Annotated in this window: 20 protein-coding genes and 1 other annotated feature; all 20 genes read right to left on the bottom strand. The window is 45.9% G+C overall.

Translation table 11 applies throughout. The annotated features are described in order from the left end of the window. Positions 1–41: 41 nt before the first annotated feature. The 20 genes from ACEN8J_RS00150 to disA all read right to left on the bottom strand — a co-directional run bounded on the left by ACEN8J_RS00150 (position 42) and on the right by disA (position 15,633). Complete coding sequence (locus ACEN8J_RS00150) at positions 42–644, bottom strand: class I SAM-dependent methyltransferase (RefSeq protein WP_039274943.1); 603 nt, start codon at positions 642–644, stop codon at positions 42–44. A gap of 148 nt (positions 645–792) precedes the next feature. Then, positions 793–1,158, bottom strand: coding sequence for a 50S ribosomal protein L7/L12 (gene rplL, locus ACEN8J_RS00145; protein ID WP_029514495.1), 366 nt, complete (start codon positions 1,156–1,158; stop codon positions 793–795). A 68-nt stretch (positions 1,159–1,226) separates the two neighbouring features. Continuing rightward, the gene (gene rplJ, locus ACEN8J_RS00140) at positions 1,227–1,730 is read right to left on the bottom strand and encodes a 50S ribosomal protein L10 (protein ID WP_013312168.1); all 504 of its coding nucleotides are present in this window, start codon (positions 1,728–1,730) and stop codon (positions 1,227–1,229) included. A 74-nt stretch (positions 1,731–1,804) separates the two neighbouring features. Then, positions 1,805–1,956, bottom strand: a sequence feature (ribosomal protein L10 leader region). Positions 1,957–2,024: 68 nt separating this feature from the next. Continuing rightward, entirely contained in the window at positions 2,025–2,717 is a 693-nt protein-coding gene (gene rplA / locus ACEN8J_RS00135) for a 50S ribosomal protein L1 (protein ID WP_013312169.1), read from the bottom strand. A gap of 87 nt (positions 2,718–2,804) precedes the next feature. Then, positions 2,805–3,230 (bottom strand): 50S ribosomal protein L11, encoded by a 426-nt coding sequence (gene rplK / locus ACEN8J_RS00130; protein ID WP_007432595.1) that lies wholly within the window; start codon positions 3,228–3,230, stop codon positions 2,805–2,807. A gap of 73 nt (positions 3,231–3,303) precedes the next feature. Further along, positions 3,304–3,837 (bottom strand): transcription termination/antitermination protein NusG, encoded by a 534-nt coding sequence (nusG, locus tag ACEN8J_RS00125; RefSeq protein ID WP_007432596.1) that lies wholly within the window; start codon positions 3,835–3,837, stop codon positions 3,304–3,306. A gap of 22 nt (positions 3,838–3,859) precedes the next feature. After that, positions 3,860–4,051 carry a preprotein translocase subunit SecE gene (gene secE, locus ACEN8J_RS00120; protein WP_013312170.1) on the bottom strand — a complete coding sequence of 64 codons (192 nt, stop codon included), beginning with the start codon at positions 4,049–4,051 and terminating at the stop codon, positions 3,860–3,862. Between the two features lie 20 nt (positions 4,052–4,071). Then, positions 4,072–4,221, bottom strand: coding sequence for a 50S ribosomal protein L33 (gene rpmG, locus ACEN8J_RS00115; RefSeq protein ID WP_023990562.1), 150 nt, complete (start codon positions 4,219–4,221; stop codon positions 4,072–4,074). Positions 4,222–4,556: 335 nt separating this feature from the next. Then, positions 4,557–5,201 (bottom strand): RNA polymerase sporulation sigma factor SigH, encoded by a 645-nt coding sequence (gene sigH / locus ACEN8J_RS00110; RefSeq protein WP_016324748.1) that lies wholly within the window; start codon positions 5,199–5,201, stop codon positions 4,557–4,559. A 162-nt stretch (positions 5,202–5,363) separates the two neighbouring features. Next, positions 5,364–5,885, bottom strand: coding sequence for an NYN domain-containing protein (locus tag ACEN8J_RS00105; RefSeq protein WP_029514496.1), 522 nt, complete (start codon positions 5,883–5,885; stop codon positions 5,364–5,366). A gap of 4 nt (positions 5,886–5,889) precedes the next feature. Next, on the bottom strand, positions 5,890–6,636 hold the full coding sequence (gene rlmB / locus ACEN8J_RS00100; protein ID WP_013312173.1) for a 23S rRNA (guanosine(2251)-2'-O)-methyltransferase RlmB: 747 nt from the start codon (positions 6,634–6,636) through the stop codon (positions 5,890–5,892). A 55-nt stretch (positions 6,637–6,691) separates the two neighbouring features. Further along, entirely contained in the window at positions 6,692–7,150 is a 459-nt protein-coding gene (locus ACEN8J_RS00095) for a Mini-ribonuclease 3 (protein WP_029514497.1), read from the bottom strand. Next, positions 7,147–8,550 (bottom strand): cysteine--tRNA ligase, encoded by a 1,404-nt coding sequence (gene cysS, locus ACEN8J_RS00090; RefSeq protein ID WP_029514498.1) that lies wholly within the window; start codon positions 8,548–8,550, stop codon positions 7,147–7,149. Before cysS ends, ACEN8J_RS00095 begins: the two co-directional genes overlap by 4 nt. A 24-nt stretch (positions 8,551–8,574) precedes the next feature. Further along, entirely contained in the window at positions 8,575–9,255 is a 681-nt protein-coding gene (gene cysE, locus ACEN8J_RS00085) for a serine O-acetyltransferase (RefSeq protein ID WP_029514499.1), read from the bottom strand. A gap of 487 nt (positions 9,256–9,742) precedes the next feature. Continuing rightward, positions 9,743–11,203, bottom strand: coding sequence for a glutamate--tRNA ligase (gene gltX / locus ACEN8J_RS00080; RefSeq protein WP_029514500.1), 1,461 nt, complete (start codon positions 11,201–11,203; stop codon positions 9,743–9,745). Positions 11,204–11,242: 39 nt separating this feature from the next. Then, positions 11,243–11,719, bottom strand: coding sequence for a 2-C-methyl-D-erythritol 2,4-cyclodiphosphate synthase (ispF, locus tag ACEN8J_RS00075; RefSeq protein WP_025723806.1), 477 nt, complete (start codon positions 11,717–11,719; stop codon positions 11,243–11,245). Next, positions 11,716–12,414: a 2-C-methyl-D-erythritol 4-phosphate cytidylyltransferase gene (gene ispD / locus ACEN8J_RS00070; RefSeq protein WP_029514501.1), complete on the bottom strand. Its 699-nt coding sequence runs from the start codon at positions 12,412–12,414 to the stop codon at positions 11,716–11,718. Before ispD ends, ispF begins: the two co-directional genes overlap by 4 nt. A 70-nt stretch (positions 12,415–12,484) precedes the next feature. Continuing rightward, a complete protein-coding gene (locus tag ACEN8J_RS00065; protein WP_029514502.1) occupies positions 12,485–13,570 on the bottom strand; it encodes a PIN/TRAM domain-containing protein in 1,086 nt (361 codons plus the stop codon). A 185-nt stretch (positions 13,571–13,755) separates the two neighbouring features. Continuing rightward, a complete protein-coding gene (gene pssA / locus ACEN8J_RS00060) occupies positions 13,756–14,502 on the bottom strand; it encodes a CDP-diacylglycerol--serine O-phosphatidyltransferase (RefSeq protein WP_029514503.1) in 747 nt (248 codons plus the stop codon). Between the two features lie 54 nt (positions 14,503–14,556). After that, entirely contained in the window at positions 14,557–15,633 is a 1,077-nt protein-coding gene (gene disA / locus ACEN8J_RS00055) for a DNA integrity scanning diadenylate cyclase DisA (protein ID WP_013312183.1), read from the bottom strand.

The following is a 15,633-nucleotide window of genomic DNA, read 5'->3' as shown; positions in this document are numbered from 1 at the left end:
TCACAGACCAGGATTCAAGTCAATGGTCCTATTGCATTTTCTTAAAAACTTTTTTTGGCCTTCAAAATCCGATAGCCTTTATCCTTTGTAACTTCCTCCACATGACCGAAAAGACTCTCTATCTTAGCACTCGCCGAAGGGGCCCCCTGCTTTTTCTGAATGACTACCCACAAAGCTCCACCCTCATTTAAATGCTCATAAGCAAGTTCAAAAATGGTATGCACTGTTTCTTTTCCTGCACGTATAGGAGGATTCGTCAAAATCACGTCAAAACGTTCATTCTTCACTTCCGCAAACAAATCGCTTTGCTTAATGGTGACATTCTTAACCCCATTACGTTCCGCATTCTCTATCGCTAGTTGAACGGCTCGCTCATTAATATCAACCATTGTGACGTGTCCTTCTGGGACAAGCGCGGCCGCCGCCAAACCAATCGGCCCGTAACCGCATCCTACATCCAATACCGAGGCTTGTGCAGGAAGCTGCATCGCTTCAATCAGCACGCGACTCCCGTAATCAATGCCCTGCTTCGAAAAAACGCCTGAATCGCTGACAAAACGGTATGACCGCCCCCGCAGCACTGTTTCCAGGCTCCGTCTTTCATGCGCCGTCTCTGGCCGCTTGGAGTAGTAATGATCAGCCATTCATGCCCACCTCTTTCGGTTGTACTACCATCATAGCCTTTACAATTACCTTTCAGACATGCTGGCACTACCGTTTTACAGCAACAAACCCCTTGAAGATCACCTCAAGGGGTTTGTTTTAGTTCATTGTCTGCTAGAAAGCAGTCAATTATTTCACTTCTACAGAAGCGCCTGCTTCTTCCAATTTTGCTTTAATGGATTCAGCTTCTTCTTTAGCGATTTTTTCTTTCAGTGGTTTTGGAGCGTTGTCAACCAGTTCTTTTGCTTCTTTCAGGCCAAGACCTGTGATTTCGCGAACTGCTTTGATAACGTTGATTTTGGAACCGCCAGCGCTTGTCAAGATTACGTCGAACTCGGATTGCTCAGCTTCAGCTGCGCCACCTGCTGCGCCACCTGCTACAGCTACTGGAGCTGCTGCAGTTACGCCGAATTCTTCTTCGATTGCTTTCACGAGATCGTTCAGTTCCAATACGGACATACCTTTAATTGCTTCCAAGATTTGCTCTTTACTCATGGTTGAACCTCCATTTAAATTCGTATTTTTTTGTTCTCAACTGCTATACAGCAGGTTTAATCCCTAACTTATGCGCTTTGCTCTTCTTTTTCTGCAACAGCTTTAACTGCAAGCGCGAAGTTGCGCACAGGAGCTTGAAGCACGCTGAGGAGCATGGAAAGGAGACCTTCGCGGGATGGCAGTTCTGCCAGTGCTTTGATTTCCTCAACACCGATAACGCGACCTTCTACAACTGCACCTTTCAGTTCCAGTGCATTGTTCTTCTTAGCGAAATCGTTCAAGATTTTAGCTGCAGACACTGCATCATCTTTGCCGAACGCGATTGCAGTAGGACCTGTCAATACTGCGTCCAGTTCAGTCAATTCTGCTGCCGCAGTTGCACGGCGGAGCAGTGTGTTTTTCAGCACTTGAAATTCGATTCCGGCTTCGCGAAGCTGCTTACGCAGCTCAGTTACTTGGGCAACATTCAGACCGCGATAGTCTGCAACCACAGTCGTTACGCTCTCACGTAATTTTGCAGCTACAACTTCAACAGCTTCTTGTTTTGCTTGAATCACCTTTGCATTTGCCAAACTGTACACCTCCTGATCAATTTATCCGCTTTGTTCGAAGCACCCGATCTGGTGATCTCACAAAGCTTGCTTTCATAAGCATGAAAAAAGCCTCCGTAGAGTACGAAGGCTTGATAAATCTACATGGACGGGACAAGCCCGTCACATGAAACGTTCTATCATAACACCTCGGTAGGAAATTAAGCCCTAAGGCACCTACTGTCTACGGTAAGCATATTCAACTTTAATGGTCAGTCACAAGGACTCACAACTTTTATAGAATAACAATTTTGATTGAACATGTCAATCAAAATATTATCTGTAAACAGATGCGTTCACACGTGCACTTGGTCCCATAGTCGAAGAAATAGCGATGTTTTTCAGGTATACACCTTTAGCAGCCGCTGGCTTCGCACGGTTCAAGGCTTCAACCAAGGCTTTAAGGTTCTCGTTCAGCTGTTCAGCACTGAAGGAAGCTTTGCCGATTGGCGCATGAATTTGACCGGCTTTGTCGAGACGGTATTCGATTTTACCGGCTTTAATTTCTTGAACAGCCTTGGCAACGTCGAAAGTAACTGTGCCTGCTTTAGGGTTAGGCATCAAACCTTTACCACCGAGCAAACGACCCAGTTTACCAACCTCACTCATCATATCAGGTGTCGCAACGCAGACGTCGAATTCAAACCAGCCTTGTTGGATTTTGTTGATCATATCTTGATCGCCAACAAAATCAGCGCCAGCAGCTTCCGCTTCTTTCACTTTGTCACCTTTTGCAAATACCAGAACGCGTTGTGTTTTACCCGTACCATGCGGCAGGACAACAACACCACGAACAGCCTGGTCTTGTTTACGGGAATCTACGCCCAGACGAACTGCAGCTTCAACGGTTTCGTCGAATTTAGCAGTCGCAGCCTTTTTCACCAGTTCAACGGCTTCTAAAGGCTCGTAAGTTGCTTCGCTGTCAATCAGCTTAGCAGCTTCCAGGTACTTCTTACCATGTTTAGCCATAATGTTTTCCTCCTTATGTGGTATTAGCGGATATTCCTCCCACACTTGCCGGACAGTCAAACTGCCGGCACACGTAGATTAATAAAATTAATCTACGATGGTGATACCCATGCTGCGAGCAGTACCTTCAACCATACGCATTGCCGATTCTACGGAAGCTGCGTTAAGGTCAGGCATTTTTTGCTCTGCAATTTGACGAACAGCAGCGCGATTTACAGTTGCAACTTTCGTTTTATTCGGTTCACCGGAACCTTTTTCGATTTTAGCAGCAACTTTCAACAGAACAGCAGCCGGTGGAGTTTTGGTGATGAACGTAAAAGAACGATCCTCAAATACCGAAATTTCAACCGGAATAATCAGGCCTGCTTGATCAGCAGTACGAGCATTGAACTCTTTACAGAATGCCATGATGTTGACACCTGCTTGACCCAAAGCTGGACCTACTGGAGGCGCTGGATTAGCTTTCCCTGCAGGAATCTGCAGTTTTACCATTTTAATTACCTTTTTTGCCATGGATGACACCTCCTTGACTCAATAGTGGTAGACGGACCTATCGATCCTCCCACAAGAAACCTGTAAGAAAAATCTATATTTTCTCCACTTGAGTATAATCCAACTCAAGCGGGGTTTCCCGTCCAAACATATTGACGTGAACTTTAAGCTTGCTCTTCTCAACCAAAATTTCTTCCACGGAGCCCACAAAATTCGCAAAAGGACCAACTTTAATTCGCACGGATTCCTTAACATCGAATTCAATCTTCGGTTTCGGCTCTACCATGCCCATATGCTTCAGAATCTGTTCAACTTCTTCTGGAAGCAATGGCGTCGGTTTGGAACCCGAGCCTGTTGACCCTACAAATCCCGTAACACCTGGTGTGTTGCGTACAACATACCAAGAGTCGTCGGTTTGAACCATTTCGACTAAGACATAACCAGGGTAGACTTTACGCATAACGGTTTTTTTCTTACCGTCCTTGGTTACCAGTTCTTCTTCCATAGGAACAAGAACACGGAATATCTTGTCTTCCATGCCCATGGACTCAACGCGTTTTTCCAAATTGGCTTTGACTTTGTTCTCATACCCTGAATAGGTATGAACGACGTACCATCTTTTTTCCATATCAAGCCACCTGGAACCCTTCCTAGATAATCGCTTCGATCACAGCGGAAATGCCGATGTCGAGAACCCAAAAATAAATCGTGACGAACGCAATTGTCCCTATGACAATCAGCGTATAGTTGGTCAGTTCTTTACGATTGGGCCAGCGAACCTTCTTGAGTTCAGCCCAGCTTTCAGAGAAAAAGGAAAACAGAGACTTGAAACTGCGTTTCACGCCGACTACACCTCCAAAAACTATCTGGTTTCCCGATGAGAAGTCTGTTCGTTACAGGACTTACAGAATTTCTTCATCTCCATGCGGTCGGGGTGATTACGCTTGTTTTTCGTCGTTGTGTAATTTCTTTGTTTGCATGTTGTACAAGCCAAAGTAATAATTACCCGCATGATGTGCACCTCCCGAAGACATCCAACACCGGAAGTCTCATAATTGATCCTAAAAAAAACCGCGAATTTAGGCCTACCTAAAACACTTTATCACACGGGGTTTTCCATGTCAACGAATGTTTACATACAATTCGCAGTCCCGACTGTGGTGCATTTTAACATCTGTGCATCCTTTAAAACTATTCTCTGAAAAGCCGCTTCAAAAATCAAGGCGATATCTATTATTCGTCTTTTTTAGTATAAATCATTTGTAACACTTATAAACCTGCATAGCCTACCTATAACGAATAAAAAAAGACTCGGACTCGAGCCTTTTTCCCTGTCAGCCTCTACTTTCAACTATCTCTTACTTCCAGATACTTTTCAAGTTTACGCTTGACCCGTTGCAGCGCGTTATCAATGGATTTCACATGGCGGTCAAGATCCTCTGCAATCTCCTGATACGAACGTCCGTCCAGATACAACATAAGTACCTTGCGTTCCAGTTCGCTCAGAATCTCGGACATCTTGTCCTCAAGGCCCACAAATTCTTCCTGATTGATGATCAGCTCTTCAGGGTCACTTACTTGTGTTCCGCAAATCACATCGAGCAACGTCCGGTCTGACTCTTCATCATAGATGGGCTTGTCCAGAGACACGTAAGAGTTCAGAGGAATGTGCTTTTGTCGTGTAGCCGTCTTAATTGCCGTAATAATCTGTCGTGTAATGCACAACTCGGCGAAAGCCTTGAACGAAGCAAGCTTGTCTCCCTTAAAATCACGAATGGATTTGTAGAGACCAATCATGCCCTCCTGAATAATATCCTCGCGATCAGCACCAATCAGGAAGTAGGATCTGGCCTTGGCCCGCACAAAGTTCCGGTATTTGTTGATCAGAAACTCCAGCGCTTCCCCATCACCTTCATGGACTGCTCCGACAATGTCTTCATCATTTTTGTAATCAAACTTTGACAACATGATATCCTTGAGGTCCACACTCACTAACAATCCCTCCGGCTGCAACGCAAGGTACCCGTTACTCTCTCAAATATACGACAAGTATACGCGATGTAACCTGATACCGTCAACCACAACAACCTAAAAAAGAAGAGCGCTAACAAAATTGTCAATGGTTTCAAAATGGAGTGGCGTCCAATTATTGGTTTATTCTCTTCTCCATCGTTCAAACAACTTTCGAAGCTCCGGACTCAGTTTGGAATCTAGCGAGTTACGGGACAACTTAGCACTATCCTGCTGGATTCGCTTCTGCACTTCTCTTTCGGATTCCTCAATCTCGATCAGTAATTCTCGCGCCGACACCCTAAGTGCACCTTGTCCAAATGCGACATGTTGCTCTACCTGATCGCTTGTCGCTACGTAAATACTTCTTCTTTTACTGCTCAGCTCCCGAACCAATCGCTCGATGCACTCATCAGCAGTTTCTTTTTCTCTGGTAAAATAAATCTGGACTTTGCTCTGAGCAAAAGTTTTACCTAATCCTGGTACCCTGTAAGCATCAAATACGACGATGACTCTTCTGCCGGAATACGCCTGATGATCCGCCAGTCGTTCAAGAAGTCTGTCCCTCGCTTCCTGCATACCAGATTGTACCAGTGCGGAAAGTTCGGGCCAGGCTCCAATCATGTTGTAACCGTCCACAAGCAGAACATCCCGCGTGTCAGCCATATCGTTAGCCCCGTGCCTGTCGTCCGCGCAATACTTCGTACATGACAACACCTGCAGCTACAGAAGCATTAAGGGAATTAATTTGCCCCGCCATTGGCAGCTTGACGAGTACATCGCATTTCTCACGAATCAAACGGCCCATACCTTTATTTTCGTTACCAATGACAATGGCTACTGGTCCCGTGAATACTCCATTCCCAAAGACAGGGTCTGTCGCTGTAACATCCGTGCCAACTACCCATACACCTTCTTCTTTAAGACGATCAATGGTTTGTCCCAGATTGTTTACACGCGCCACCGGAACGTACTCCACAGCACCTGCCGATGTTTTGGACACCGTTACAGTTACAGCTGCAGAACGCCTTTTCGGCACAATAACACCATGCGCTCCAGTACAGTCCGCTGTACGAAGGATGGAGCCCAAATTATGAGGGTCTTCAATCTCATCCAGCAAAATCAAAAACGGCTCTTCTCCCTTATCACGAGCAGTTGCGAGCAATTCTTCCACTTCAACATAGGCAAAAGGCGCAGCTTGCGCGACCACTCCCTGATGTTGAATGCCCGGAACCATTTGATCCAGCTTACGCTTGTCCACCTGCAAAACAATAATTCCTGCTTTTTTCGCCTCAGCTGTAATCGGCAGTGTCAAATGTTTTTGCGCATTATCCGCAATCCAAATTTTATTTATTGTTCTGCCTGAACGCAATGCCTCCGTTACCGAATGCTTACCGGCAATCCATTCTTCTTCCATCTCTAGCTTCCTCCCGGGAAACGGCTGATACTTGTTCCATCCAGTCCATTCCCATTTATGATTTTCCTGTATTTTCCATTTGCGCAATTCCGTACGTAATCAACTCTCTTAATCTGTCCAAATGTCCATCACAATAAAGAGATCCAATCAACCCCTCCAGTGCAGTGGCGTGCCGATACTCAAGCACATCAGCATTTTTGGGCAAACTTCCTGATTTAGCATTTCTTCCTTGTCGGACAATATCGCGTTCTTCTTCCGTCAGTACATTTTCCAATAGCCCTAACATGCGACTCTGCGCCTTGGCGGAGACTAGCCCTGTGGCTCGCCGATGCAGATGATTTGGACGCAGGTTAGGCTGTGCCAACAAATATTGCCGGACAGCTACCTCGTACACTGCATCACCAATGTAAGCTAGTGCAATGGGAGGCATCAAACGTGCTGGCTTGGACGCAGGGTACGGGAACCAGTTCCCCGTACCTTCCGATGCTCCTGAGTTCAGTGGCTTATCATTCATTTTCGCCGCCACCGCATCCCCTGCGCCGTATCTTCAAGCACAATGCCTTTTGCAGCCAACAGATCGCGAATTTCGTCAGCTCTACCCCAATTTCTGGTCTTACGAGCTTCGACACGTTCTGCAATTAACTGCTCAATTTCGTCATCCAGCAACTCTTCACTCGGCTCCGAATAAATGCGAAGCACGTTATTCATCGAATGAAAGGTATGCAATACAGCTTGTAATTCTGCCTGATGTACGACATCTCGTTGCAACAAATGGTTTGCTTCGCTAACCCAATCGAATACAGCAGTAATCGCATCAGGTGTGTTGAAATCATCATTCATTTTTTCGCCAAACTGCTGCAAAATTCCGTCGAGCTTCGTTTGCAGTTCCGTCGATACTCCCTCATTACCTTTCAGCGCATTAGCTAAACGATGCTTCACATTGGCAACTGCATTGGCGATCCGTTCGACACTGTTCTCCGCCTGACTCATAGTCTCTTGGTTGTAGTTTAACGGATTTCGGTAATGCGTCGACAACATAAAATAACGTATAGCCTCAGGCTTGTGATGAGCGCGCAAATCTTTAACTAAAATACCATTACCGAGTGATTTCGACATTTTTTCATTATCTATGCGAATATATCCGTTATGCATCCAGTAGCGGGATAATGGCTTACCTGTAATCACTTCGGATTGTGCGCATTCACATTCATGATGCGGAAATTGCAGATCCTGTCCGCCCCCATGAATATCCAGTGTATCCCCCAAATAATGGCGAGCCATAGCAGAGCATTCGATATGCCAGCCTGGTCGTCCATTTCCCCAAGGGCTCGACCAATGAATTTCGCCCGGCTTCGCTGCCTTCCAGAGTACAAAGTCCTCGGCATTTTCCTTGCGTTCATCCACATTGATACGAATTCCGAACTGAAGCTCTTCCAGATTTTGACCTGACAGTTGTCCGTAATCTTTGAACTTTTTGGTCCGATAGAACACGTCGCCATCATTCTCATAGGCATAGTCTTTGTCTACCAATTCCTTAATAAAATCAATAATCAGATCCATGCTCTCTGTTACACGAGGGTTCATACTGGCAGCAGGAACATTCAATCCTGTCAGATCCTCATGGTAGGCAGCAATAAATTTCTCAGCAACTGCCGAAACATTCATGTCAAGTTCCCGAGCTTTGCGGATTAGTTTATCATCGACATCCGTAAAATTCACCACATAGTTTACATCATAGCCCAAGTACTCCAGGTAGCTACGCACCACATCAAATACAATTACAGGTCGTGCATTGCCAATATGAATGTAATCATACACGGTAGGACCGCATACATACATTTTAACCTTTCCAGGCTCCAGTGGCACAAAAGGCTCCCGACTCCTCGTCATTGTATTATAAATTTGAAGCGGCATTGTTATGTTCCTCCCTCATGAAAATCATTTTTCTAATGTATTCTCTTGGGCCACCTGATGTTTCTGAGCGGATGCCCCATCCTTCAAATCAGACATTTCTGCACGCAAACGTTCTATTTCCCGTTGAAGCTCTCGCATAGAATCCACAACCGGATCAGGCAACTGATGACTAAGTCGGTCTGGACGCCTACCATCCTGTCTGACAACTCGCCCCGGGATGCCCACCACCGTACTGTTTGGTGGAACTTCTTTGAGCACAACCGAGTTAGAGCCAATGTTGGATTGTGCCCCAATCGTGAAAGAGCCTAATATCTTCGCACCAGAGCCGATAACAACATTATTCCCAATGGTCGGATGGCGCTTCCCTTTCTCTTTCCCAGTCCCGCCGAGTGTGACCCCCTGATACAATACGACATCGTCGCCAATCTCACAGGTTTCCCCGATGACAACTCCCATGCCATGGTCAATGAACAGCCGATCTCCGATACGAGCGCCAGGATGAATTTCAATGCCTGTCATAAACCTTGATACCTGGGATATAACACGGGCTAGAGTACACCAGTTTCGCAAATAAAACCAATGTGCGATTCGGTGTGCCCAAAGGGCATGAACACCGGAATACGTAAAAATGACCTCCAGCTTACTCCGGGCGGCCGGATCATTATCCAAAACAGTCTGAATGTCGGATTTGAAATGTCTGAACATGTCGCCCTCCTATTCCCTTCATATCCTTGCCGCATCATCACAACACTTCACGTTCCGCCAATTTTCGCATCCACCAGCACTCTTCGACATTTTTCTATCTATAACGAGTCTGAGTCTGATAAAAAAGAAAAAGCGCCTCCGCAGCCTAAGCTGCAGAGACGCATGAACGTGGTCCCACTCTGCTTTCGAACATATCTGCTGCATAAAAAGCAGATAATCCGTCTTTGGCGTCCTGTAACGGGAACGAATCGGCACGCCCTTGTCACATCAGCATTTGATGCTAATGAGGGTTCGGGCGCACGGCTCCCAGGCGCATTTCCTCCGCAGGTCAACTGGACGGCTCTCAGCCTGGGGTTTCCCCTCGACCGTCCTCTCTGGCAGATGCCCTTATGCAGTGTACTTCTCCTGTTCGCAGCCTTTACACGTAAATATCAATCCGTATCAATGGAGTCATTATAGCGAAAAGACAACAAATTGACAAGAAATATCAGCCTTTAATTTGTGCCTTGAGACGATCCAGTACCTTGTCACGTCCAAGCAAAAAGATAGTTTCATTCAGATCCCGTCCATGCGTTTGGCCTGTAAGAGCCACACGAATCGGCATGAATAATTGTTTCCCCTTAAAACCGGTTTCCTTTTGAACTTCTTTGATCAGCTTAGCCATTTGTGGAGCTGTAAATTCCTCACTCGTTTCAACTTTACCTGCAAAAGCTCTAAGTACCTCAGGAACCTGCTCTTCGGCCAATACAGCTGCTGCTTCAGCATCCAGTTCCAGATGTGAACGGAAAAACAACTCAGACAACGTTACAATATCGGACGCAGATGTCATCTGTTCCTGGTATAAGCGAACAAGGGCCTTAGCCCAATCCAGTTGTTCCGCAGACAGCTCAGTAGGCAACAGCCCCGCTGTCTGGAGATGTGGAATCGCCATGCTGGCAATTCGCTCAGGATCAGCCTTTTTAATATAGTGATTGTTCAAATAAGCAAGCTTATTTGTATCAAACACAGCTGGACTTTTGGACAAACGATTAGGATCGAAAATCGAAATCAGTTGTTCCCGATCATAGATCTCTTCTTCGCCTTCTGGGGACCAACCCAGCAGTGCGATGAAGTTGAATATAGCTTCTGGCAAATAGCCCAACTTGTCATACTGCTCCATAAACTGAATAATGGATTCGTTACGTTTACTGAGCTTTTTGTGATCCTCACCTACAATCAGCGTCATATGACCGAAGCGTGGCGGTTCCCACCCGAGAGCTTCAAAGATCATCAACTGCCGCGGTGTATTGGAAACATGGTCTTCGCCCCGTAGTACATGCGATATTTTCATCAAATAATCGTCAACTGCTACAGCGAAGTTATATGTCGGAATACCGTCTTTTTTGACGATAACAAAATCGCCGCTTTCCTTGGAATTGAACGTAATTTGTCCTTTAACGATATCGTCAAACGTATATTCACGATCTTCCGGTACACGAAAACGAATACTTGGTACACGGCCCTCTGCTTCAAATGCCTGGCACTGTTCTTCTGTTAGATCACGATGTTTTCCAGAATAGCGCGGTGTCTCCCCACGTGCCGTCTGCTCTTCACGCTCGCGCTCCAGCTCTTCTTCAGTGCAGTAACAGCGGTAAGCCAAACCACGATCCAGCAAATCCTGCCAGTATGTTTTATATATGTCCAAGCGTTCAGTCTGACGATAAGGTCCAAACTCTCCTCCCACGTCTACGCTCTCATCCCAGTCCATACCCAACCATTTCAAATATTTAAGTTGGCTTTCTTCTCCGCCCTCAATATTGCGCTTCACATCTGTGTCTTCGATACGAATAATAAATTTCCCACCTTGATTGCGGGCAAACAAATAATTAAATAATGCCGTTCTGGCATTTCCAATGTGCAGATGCCCTGTAGGGCTTGGTGCATAACGTACACGAACTTCCGTGCTCATATAATCTCCTCCAAATTGAATTACTCAAGATGATAGCATTTACTTGATAAGACAGACAACCGATTGAGCCGCGATTCCTTCACCCCGGCCGGGAAACCCGAGTTGCTCTGTCGTGGTCGCCTTGACGTTCACCTGGGATAGCTCCTCTGCTTCCAGCGCCCGAGCGATGACTTCATTCATCTGCGGAATATACGATGCCATTTTGGGCTTTTGTGCGATAATCGTAGAATCGATATTCCCCAGGCGATATCCTCGCTCTTTAGCTAGCCCCCACACATGCTCCAGTAGCTTAAGACTGTCAGCATCCTTAAATTCTGGGTCATTATCTGGAAAATGCTTCCCGATGTCTCCCAAGCCAAGCGCGCCCAGGATAGCATCGCTAATGGCATGCAACAGTACGTCTGCATCGGAATGGCCCAATAAACCTTTTTCATACGGAATATTCACACCTCCGATGATGCATGGCCTTCCTTCCACCAGCTGGTGGACGTCAAATCCTTGTCCCACTCTGATCATTTGATATCCTCTCCCTCTGTTTTCACCCATAGCGCCGCCATATCCAAATCCTCTGGTGTAGTAATTTTGATGTTCTTATAGCTGCCTTGAACGACAGTAACCGGAATGCCTAGCCGCTCTATCAGCATAGAATCATCTGTTCCCAAGAATCTCGACTGCTCCGCTTCCTCATAGGCTCGCAGCAGATCGGAAAGACGAAAAGTCTGTGGCGTTTGAATACTCCACAGACTTCGGCGATCCGGCGTTGCTGTAATGATACCATCCCCGTTCACTTGCTTGACCGTATCCTTTACAGGTACTGCCGCTACAGAAGCACCAGTACGCTGGGCTGCCTCAAGGCATGAACGTACAAGCTCAGGTTGAATGAGTGGACGCACACCATCATGCACCATCACCCAATCCGCTTGTAAGTGGCGCAGACCGCGATAGACCGAATGCTGGCGTTCACTGCCACCAGCCACCACCCGTACATTTTTACCGATTTTGTATTGATGAATCCAATCTCGGCAGCGTTCCACATCTGCTGTCCCAGTCACCATCACCATTTCATCCACTTCGGGCATAGCTGCGAATATTTCAAGTGTATGTATGAAGATGGGCTTGTCCCGCAAAAGCAGAAATTGCTTGCTCTCCTGCGTCCCCATACGGGAGCCGCGCCCTGCTGCCACAATGACAACTCCTACCCGATTGTTCATTCAAATAACTCCTGCCCTGATCGCACTTGGACGATCCGTATGATAACACATCTACTTCATCATACCGCGTTTATTGAGCTTTTTCCAATAATTTCGGTTTGGCAAAGATCATACGTCCGGCCGAGGTCTGAAGTACACTCGTGACCAGCACCTCCATAAGAGAGCCAATATAGTCACGTCCGCCTTCCACAACAATCATCGTACCATCATCCAGATAGGCTACACCCTGCCCATGCTCCTTGCCGTCTTTAATAATCTGCACCATAATTTCCTCACCGGGCAGTACGACAGGCTTCACTGCATTCGCCAAATCGTTAATATTCAGCACTGATACACCTTGCAGTTCGCATACTTTATTCAGGTTAAAATCGTTAGTTACAACTTTACCCTGTAACACCTTTGCCAGCTTGACCAACTTACTGTCAACCTCTGAAATTTCCTCAAAATCACCTTCGTAAATGAGCACATTCACATCCAGCTCTTTTTGGATTTTATTCAAAATATCCAGGCCCCGTCGTCCACGATTACGCTTAAGTAAATCTGATGAATCTGCAATATGCTGAAGCTCCTCTAACACAAATTCAGGAATCACAATCGTTCCTTCAATAAAACCTGTCTTGCAGATATCTGCAATACGCCCATCTATAATGACGCTGGTGTCCAAAATTTTATGTTCCTCCAGCTTGCGTTCTTCTGCACCCGTTCCCCGACCAAAAAAGCCAGAACTCCAAAAGGATGACAGCTCGTCCCGCTTTTCTAGTCCAACCATCAATCCCACATATCCACATATCACGGTAACAGCCGTCTGGATAAGTTGACCCGGGGCCCCCAACCATGAAAAAAGCGGATAGACTGCTAAGGAAAGTATCAATCCCACCGCTAAACCAATCACACCTGCCATCATCTCGTTCATCGGAATTCGTACCAAGCCTTCAATGCCCTGTTGCAACCGGTTCGCCACGGATGCTCCTGCGAATGAGCACCCGGCCATAAATAACACTGCTCCCGCCATCATCCAAACAACCATTCCCGGTAAAGACCCATCACTCAACCATTCTGGCATCCACGATACAATGCCCCCTACCCGCTGGTATAACGTATAGCCAAACCATGCTCCGCACAATCCTGTAAAAGTTAAAATAGCCTTTCTCCACATTGAATCTCTATACCTCCTTTATTTTCTTTTCATTAGTCTGCTATTTATTGGATACATAGCATTTCTCTTACCAGTATGATCCATTTCCCACATAACTAACCCTGTGTTTTCACTTTTTATGCATAAAAAAAGCATTTATCTCCTTGAAATAATTCAAGGAAATAAATGCTTATACTTGCTTGATACTACCGCTGTGAATGACGATATTGATCGTCCTGTTCTTCCTGACTGGAACGATCCCGATCACGCCCACGTCTGCGTGATAGTTTACGAATGTTCAGCCTCATACCATACAATGCATACAGCACCAGTGGCACAAAAATCAGCTTCGACAGCTGGTCAGGGAATTTAACAGCCAACACCACCGCTGCAATTACGACCCATGGAGCCACCCAAATTGCTTTTTTCGGGAGGCCAACCTTTTTAAAATTTGGATATTTCATGGAGCTGACCATCAAATAAGAGACCAGCAACATGGCAATCGACATGTATAACAAAGAAATATCGTTATGGAATAAGGACAAAGTGGCTAATACGCCACCTGCTGCCGGAATTGGTAGACCCGTAAAATAACCTGGTACACCAGGACGTACGTTAAATCGAGCCAAACGCAACGCTCCGCACATCGGGAAAATGGCAGTAACCGTCCAAGCGAGAGCCGAATTCGCATCATGAAAAGCAACCATGTACATAATAACTGCGGGAGCAACACCAAAAGATATCATATCTGATAAGGAGTCCAGTTCTTTACCGAATTCGCTTTGGGCATTCAGGACCCGGGCCATTCTTCCATCCAGTCCGTCCAACAACATGGCGACAATAACCATAATAGCGGCAAGACTGTATTTTCCGTCTACAGCCAATAAAATGGCGATCATTCCGAGAAACAAGTTACCTAAGGTACACAAGTTCGGAATTGATTTGGTAATCATCTCTTCACCTCAATGTATGAATTGTTCCATTATAATCCTTTCACTGTATTACATTTACATTTGCCTGTCAATGAAAACTTGTTCCTGCAAACGTTTAAGACCTTCTTTAATCGTACGCGCACGAACCTCTCCAATACCATCCACTTCATCCAGTTCTTCTATCGTTGCTGTGATGACATGTGGAAAACGTCCAAACCGCTCTACCAGATTATGAATAATCACATTCGGTAAACGCGGTATCTTGTTCAGTACCCGATAGCCGCGTGCAGCAATATACTCCTCTGATGTCGCAGCTGAAGAAGGGTAGCCTAGTAAACGTACAATATGATTCACATCCAACAATTCGTCGTCCGTAGAACGTTTGAGTCCCAATATAATTTCACGAATCTTTTCGTCGCTATCGTCTTTGGCATAATCCTTATACAACAACCATGCTTCTTCCTCAATATTGCTGACAAGCTCTTCCATCTGCATACTAATTAGACGGCCCTCATTTCCGAGCTCGTTAATAAATCGTTTGATCTCCATTTTGATGCGCAGCACCATTTCGATCCGTTGGATGACATTAACGACCTCCGGCATGGTAACCAGCTCTTCAAATTCAGATGCTGTCAAATTCGTAGAGGCTTGCCCCAACACAGATCTATATTTTTCTAACGTCTGAATAGCCTGATTGGCTTTCGTTAAAATAACCCCGATTTCCTTGAGCGCATACCGTAATGTCCCCTGATACAAGGTAATAATATTACGCCGCTGGGAAATAGACACAACTAATTTGCCAGTCTGCTTTGCAACTCGTTCTGCTGTCCGGTGCCGAATTCCTGTTTCAATTGAAGAAATGGAGGAGTCCGGAATCAGTTGCGTATTGGCATATAAAATTCGTTTTAAATCCTCGCTTAATATGATTGCGCCGTCCATTTTAGCCAACTCATATAAATAGTTCGGTGAAAAATCACAATTGATGGAGAAACCGCCATCCACGACTTCCATAACTTCTGGGCTATAGCCAACGACCAGAAGAGCACCCGTTTTGGCACGCAAAACGTTTTCCAACCCGTCGCGAAAGGGAGTTCCCGGTGCCACAAGCCGCAGCAAATCGTTCATTTTATCCAGTTGGCTCGCTTCTTTCAT

Source organism: Paenibacillus sp. Paensp38, assembly GCF_059491915.1.
Note: the sequence above shows the minus strand (reverse complement) of the source record. Positions and strands in the feature narration are given on the sequence as shown.

What these genes read in the sequence shown, in the direction of transcription:
- ACEN8J_RS00150 (WP_039274943.1), bottom strand. Translation starts at nt 644, where the DNA reads ATGGCTGATCATTACTACTCCAAGCGGCCAGAGACGGCGCATGAAAGA.
- rplL (WP_029514495.1), bottom strand. Translation starts at nt 1,158, where the DNA reads ATGAGTAAAGAGCAAATCTTGGAAGCAATTAAAGGTATGTCCGTATTG.
- rplA (WP_013312169.1), bottom strand. Translation starts at nt 2,717, where the DNA reads ATGGCTAAACATGGTAAGAAGTACCTGGAAGCTGCTAAGCTGATTGAC.
- rplK (WP_007432595.1), bottom strand. Translation starts at nt 3,230, where the DNA reads ATGGCAAAAAAGGTAATTAAAATGGTAAAACTGCAGATTCCTGCAGGG.
- nusG (WP_007432596.1), bottom strand. Translation starts at nt 3,837, where the DNA reads ATGGAAAAAAGATGGTACGTCGTTCATACCTATTCAGGGTATGAGAAC.
- rpmG (WP_023990562.1), bottom strand. Translation starts at nt 4,221, where the DNA reads ATGCGGGTAATTATTACTTTGGCTTGTACAACATGCAAACAAAGAAAT.
- ACEN8J_RS00105 (WP_029514496.1), bottom strand. Translation starts at nt 5,885, where the DNA reads ATGGCTGACACGCGGGATGTTCTGCTTGTGGACGGTTACAACATGATT.
- rlmB (WP_013312173.1), bottom strand. Translation starts at nt 6,636, where the DNA reads ATGGAAGAAGAATGGATTGCCGGTAAGCATTCGGTAACGGAGGCATTG.
- ACEN8J_RS00095 (WP_029514497.1), bottom strand. Translation starts at nt 7,150, where the DNA reads ATGAATGATAAGCCACTGAACTCAGGAGCATCGGAAGGTACGGGGAAC.
- cysS (WP_029514498.1), bottom strand. Translation starts at nt 8,550, where the DNA reads ATGCCGCTTCAAATTTATAATACAATGACGAGGAGTCGGGAGCCTTTT.
- cysE (WP_029514499.1), bottom strand. Translation starts at nt 9,255, where the DNA reads ATGTTCAGACATTTCAAATCCGACATTCAGACTGTTTTGGATAATGAT.
- gltX (WP_029514500.1), bottom strand. Translation starts at nt 11,203, where the DNA reads ATGAGCACGGAAGTTCGTGTACGTTATGCACCAAGCCCTACAGGGCAT.
- ispF (WP_025723806.1), bottom strand. Translation starts at nt 11,719, where the DNA reads ATGATCAGAGTGGGACAAGGATTTGACGTCCACCAGCTGGTGGAAGGA.
- ispD (WP_029514501.1), bottom strand. Translation starts at nt 12,414, where the DNA reads ATGAACAATCGGGTAGGAGTTGTCATTGTGGCAGCAGGGCGCGGCTCC.
- ACEN8J_RS00065 (WP_029514502.1), bottom strand. Translation starts at nt 13,570, where the DNA reads ATGTGGAGAAAGGCTATTTTAACTTTTACAGGATTGTGCGGAGCATGG.
- pssA (WP_029514503.1), bottom strand. Translation starts at nt 14,502, where the DNA reads ATGATTACCAAATCAATTCCGAACTTGTGTACCTTAGGTAACTTGTTT.
- disA (WP_013312183.1), bottom strand. Translation starts at nt 15,633, where the DNA reads ATGAAAGAAGCGAGCCAACTGGATAAAATGAACGATTTGCTGCGGCTT.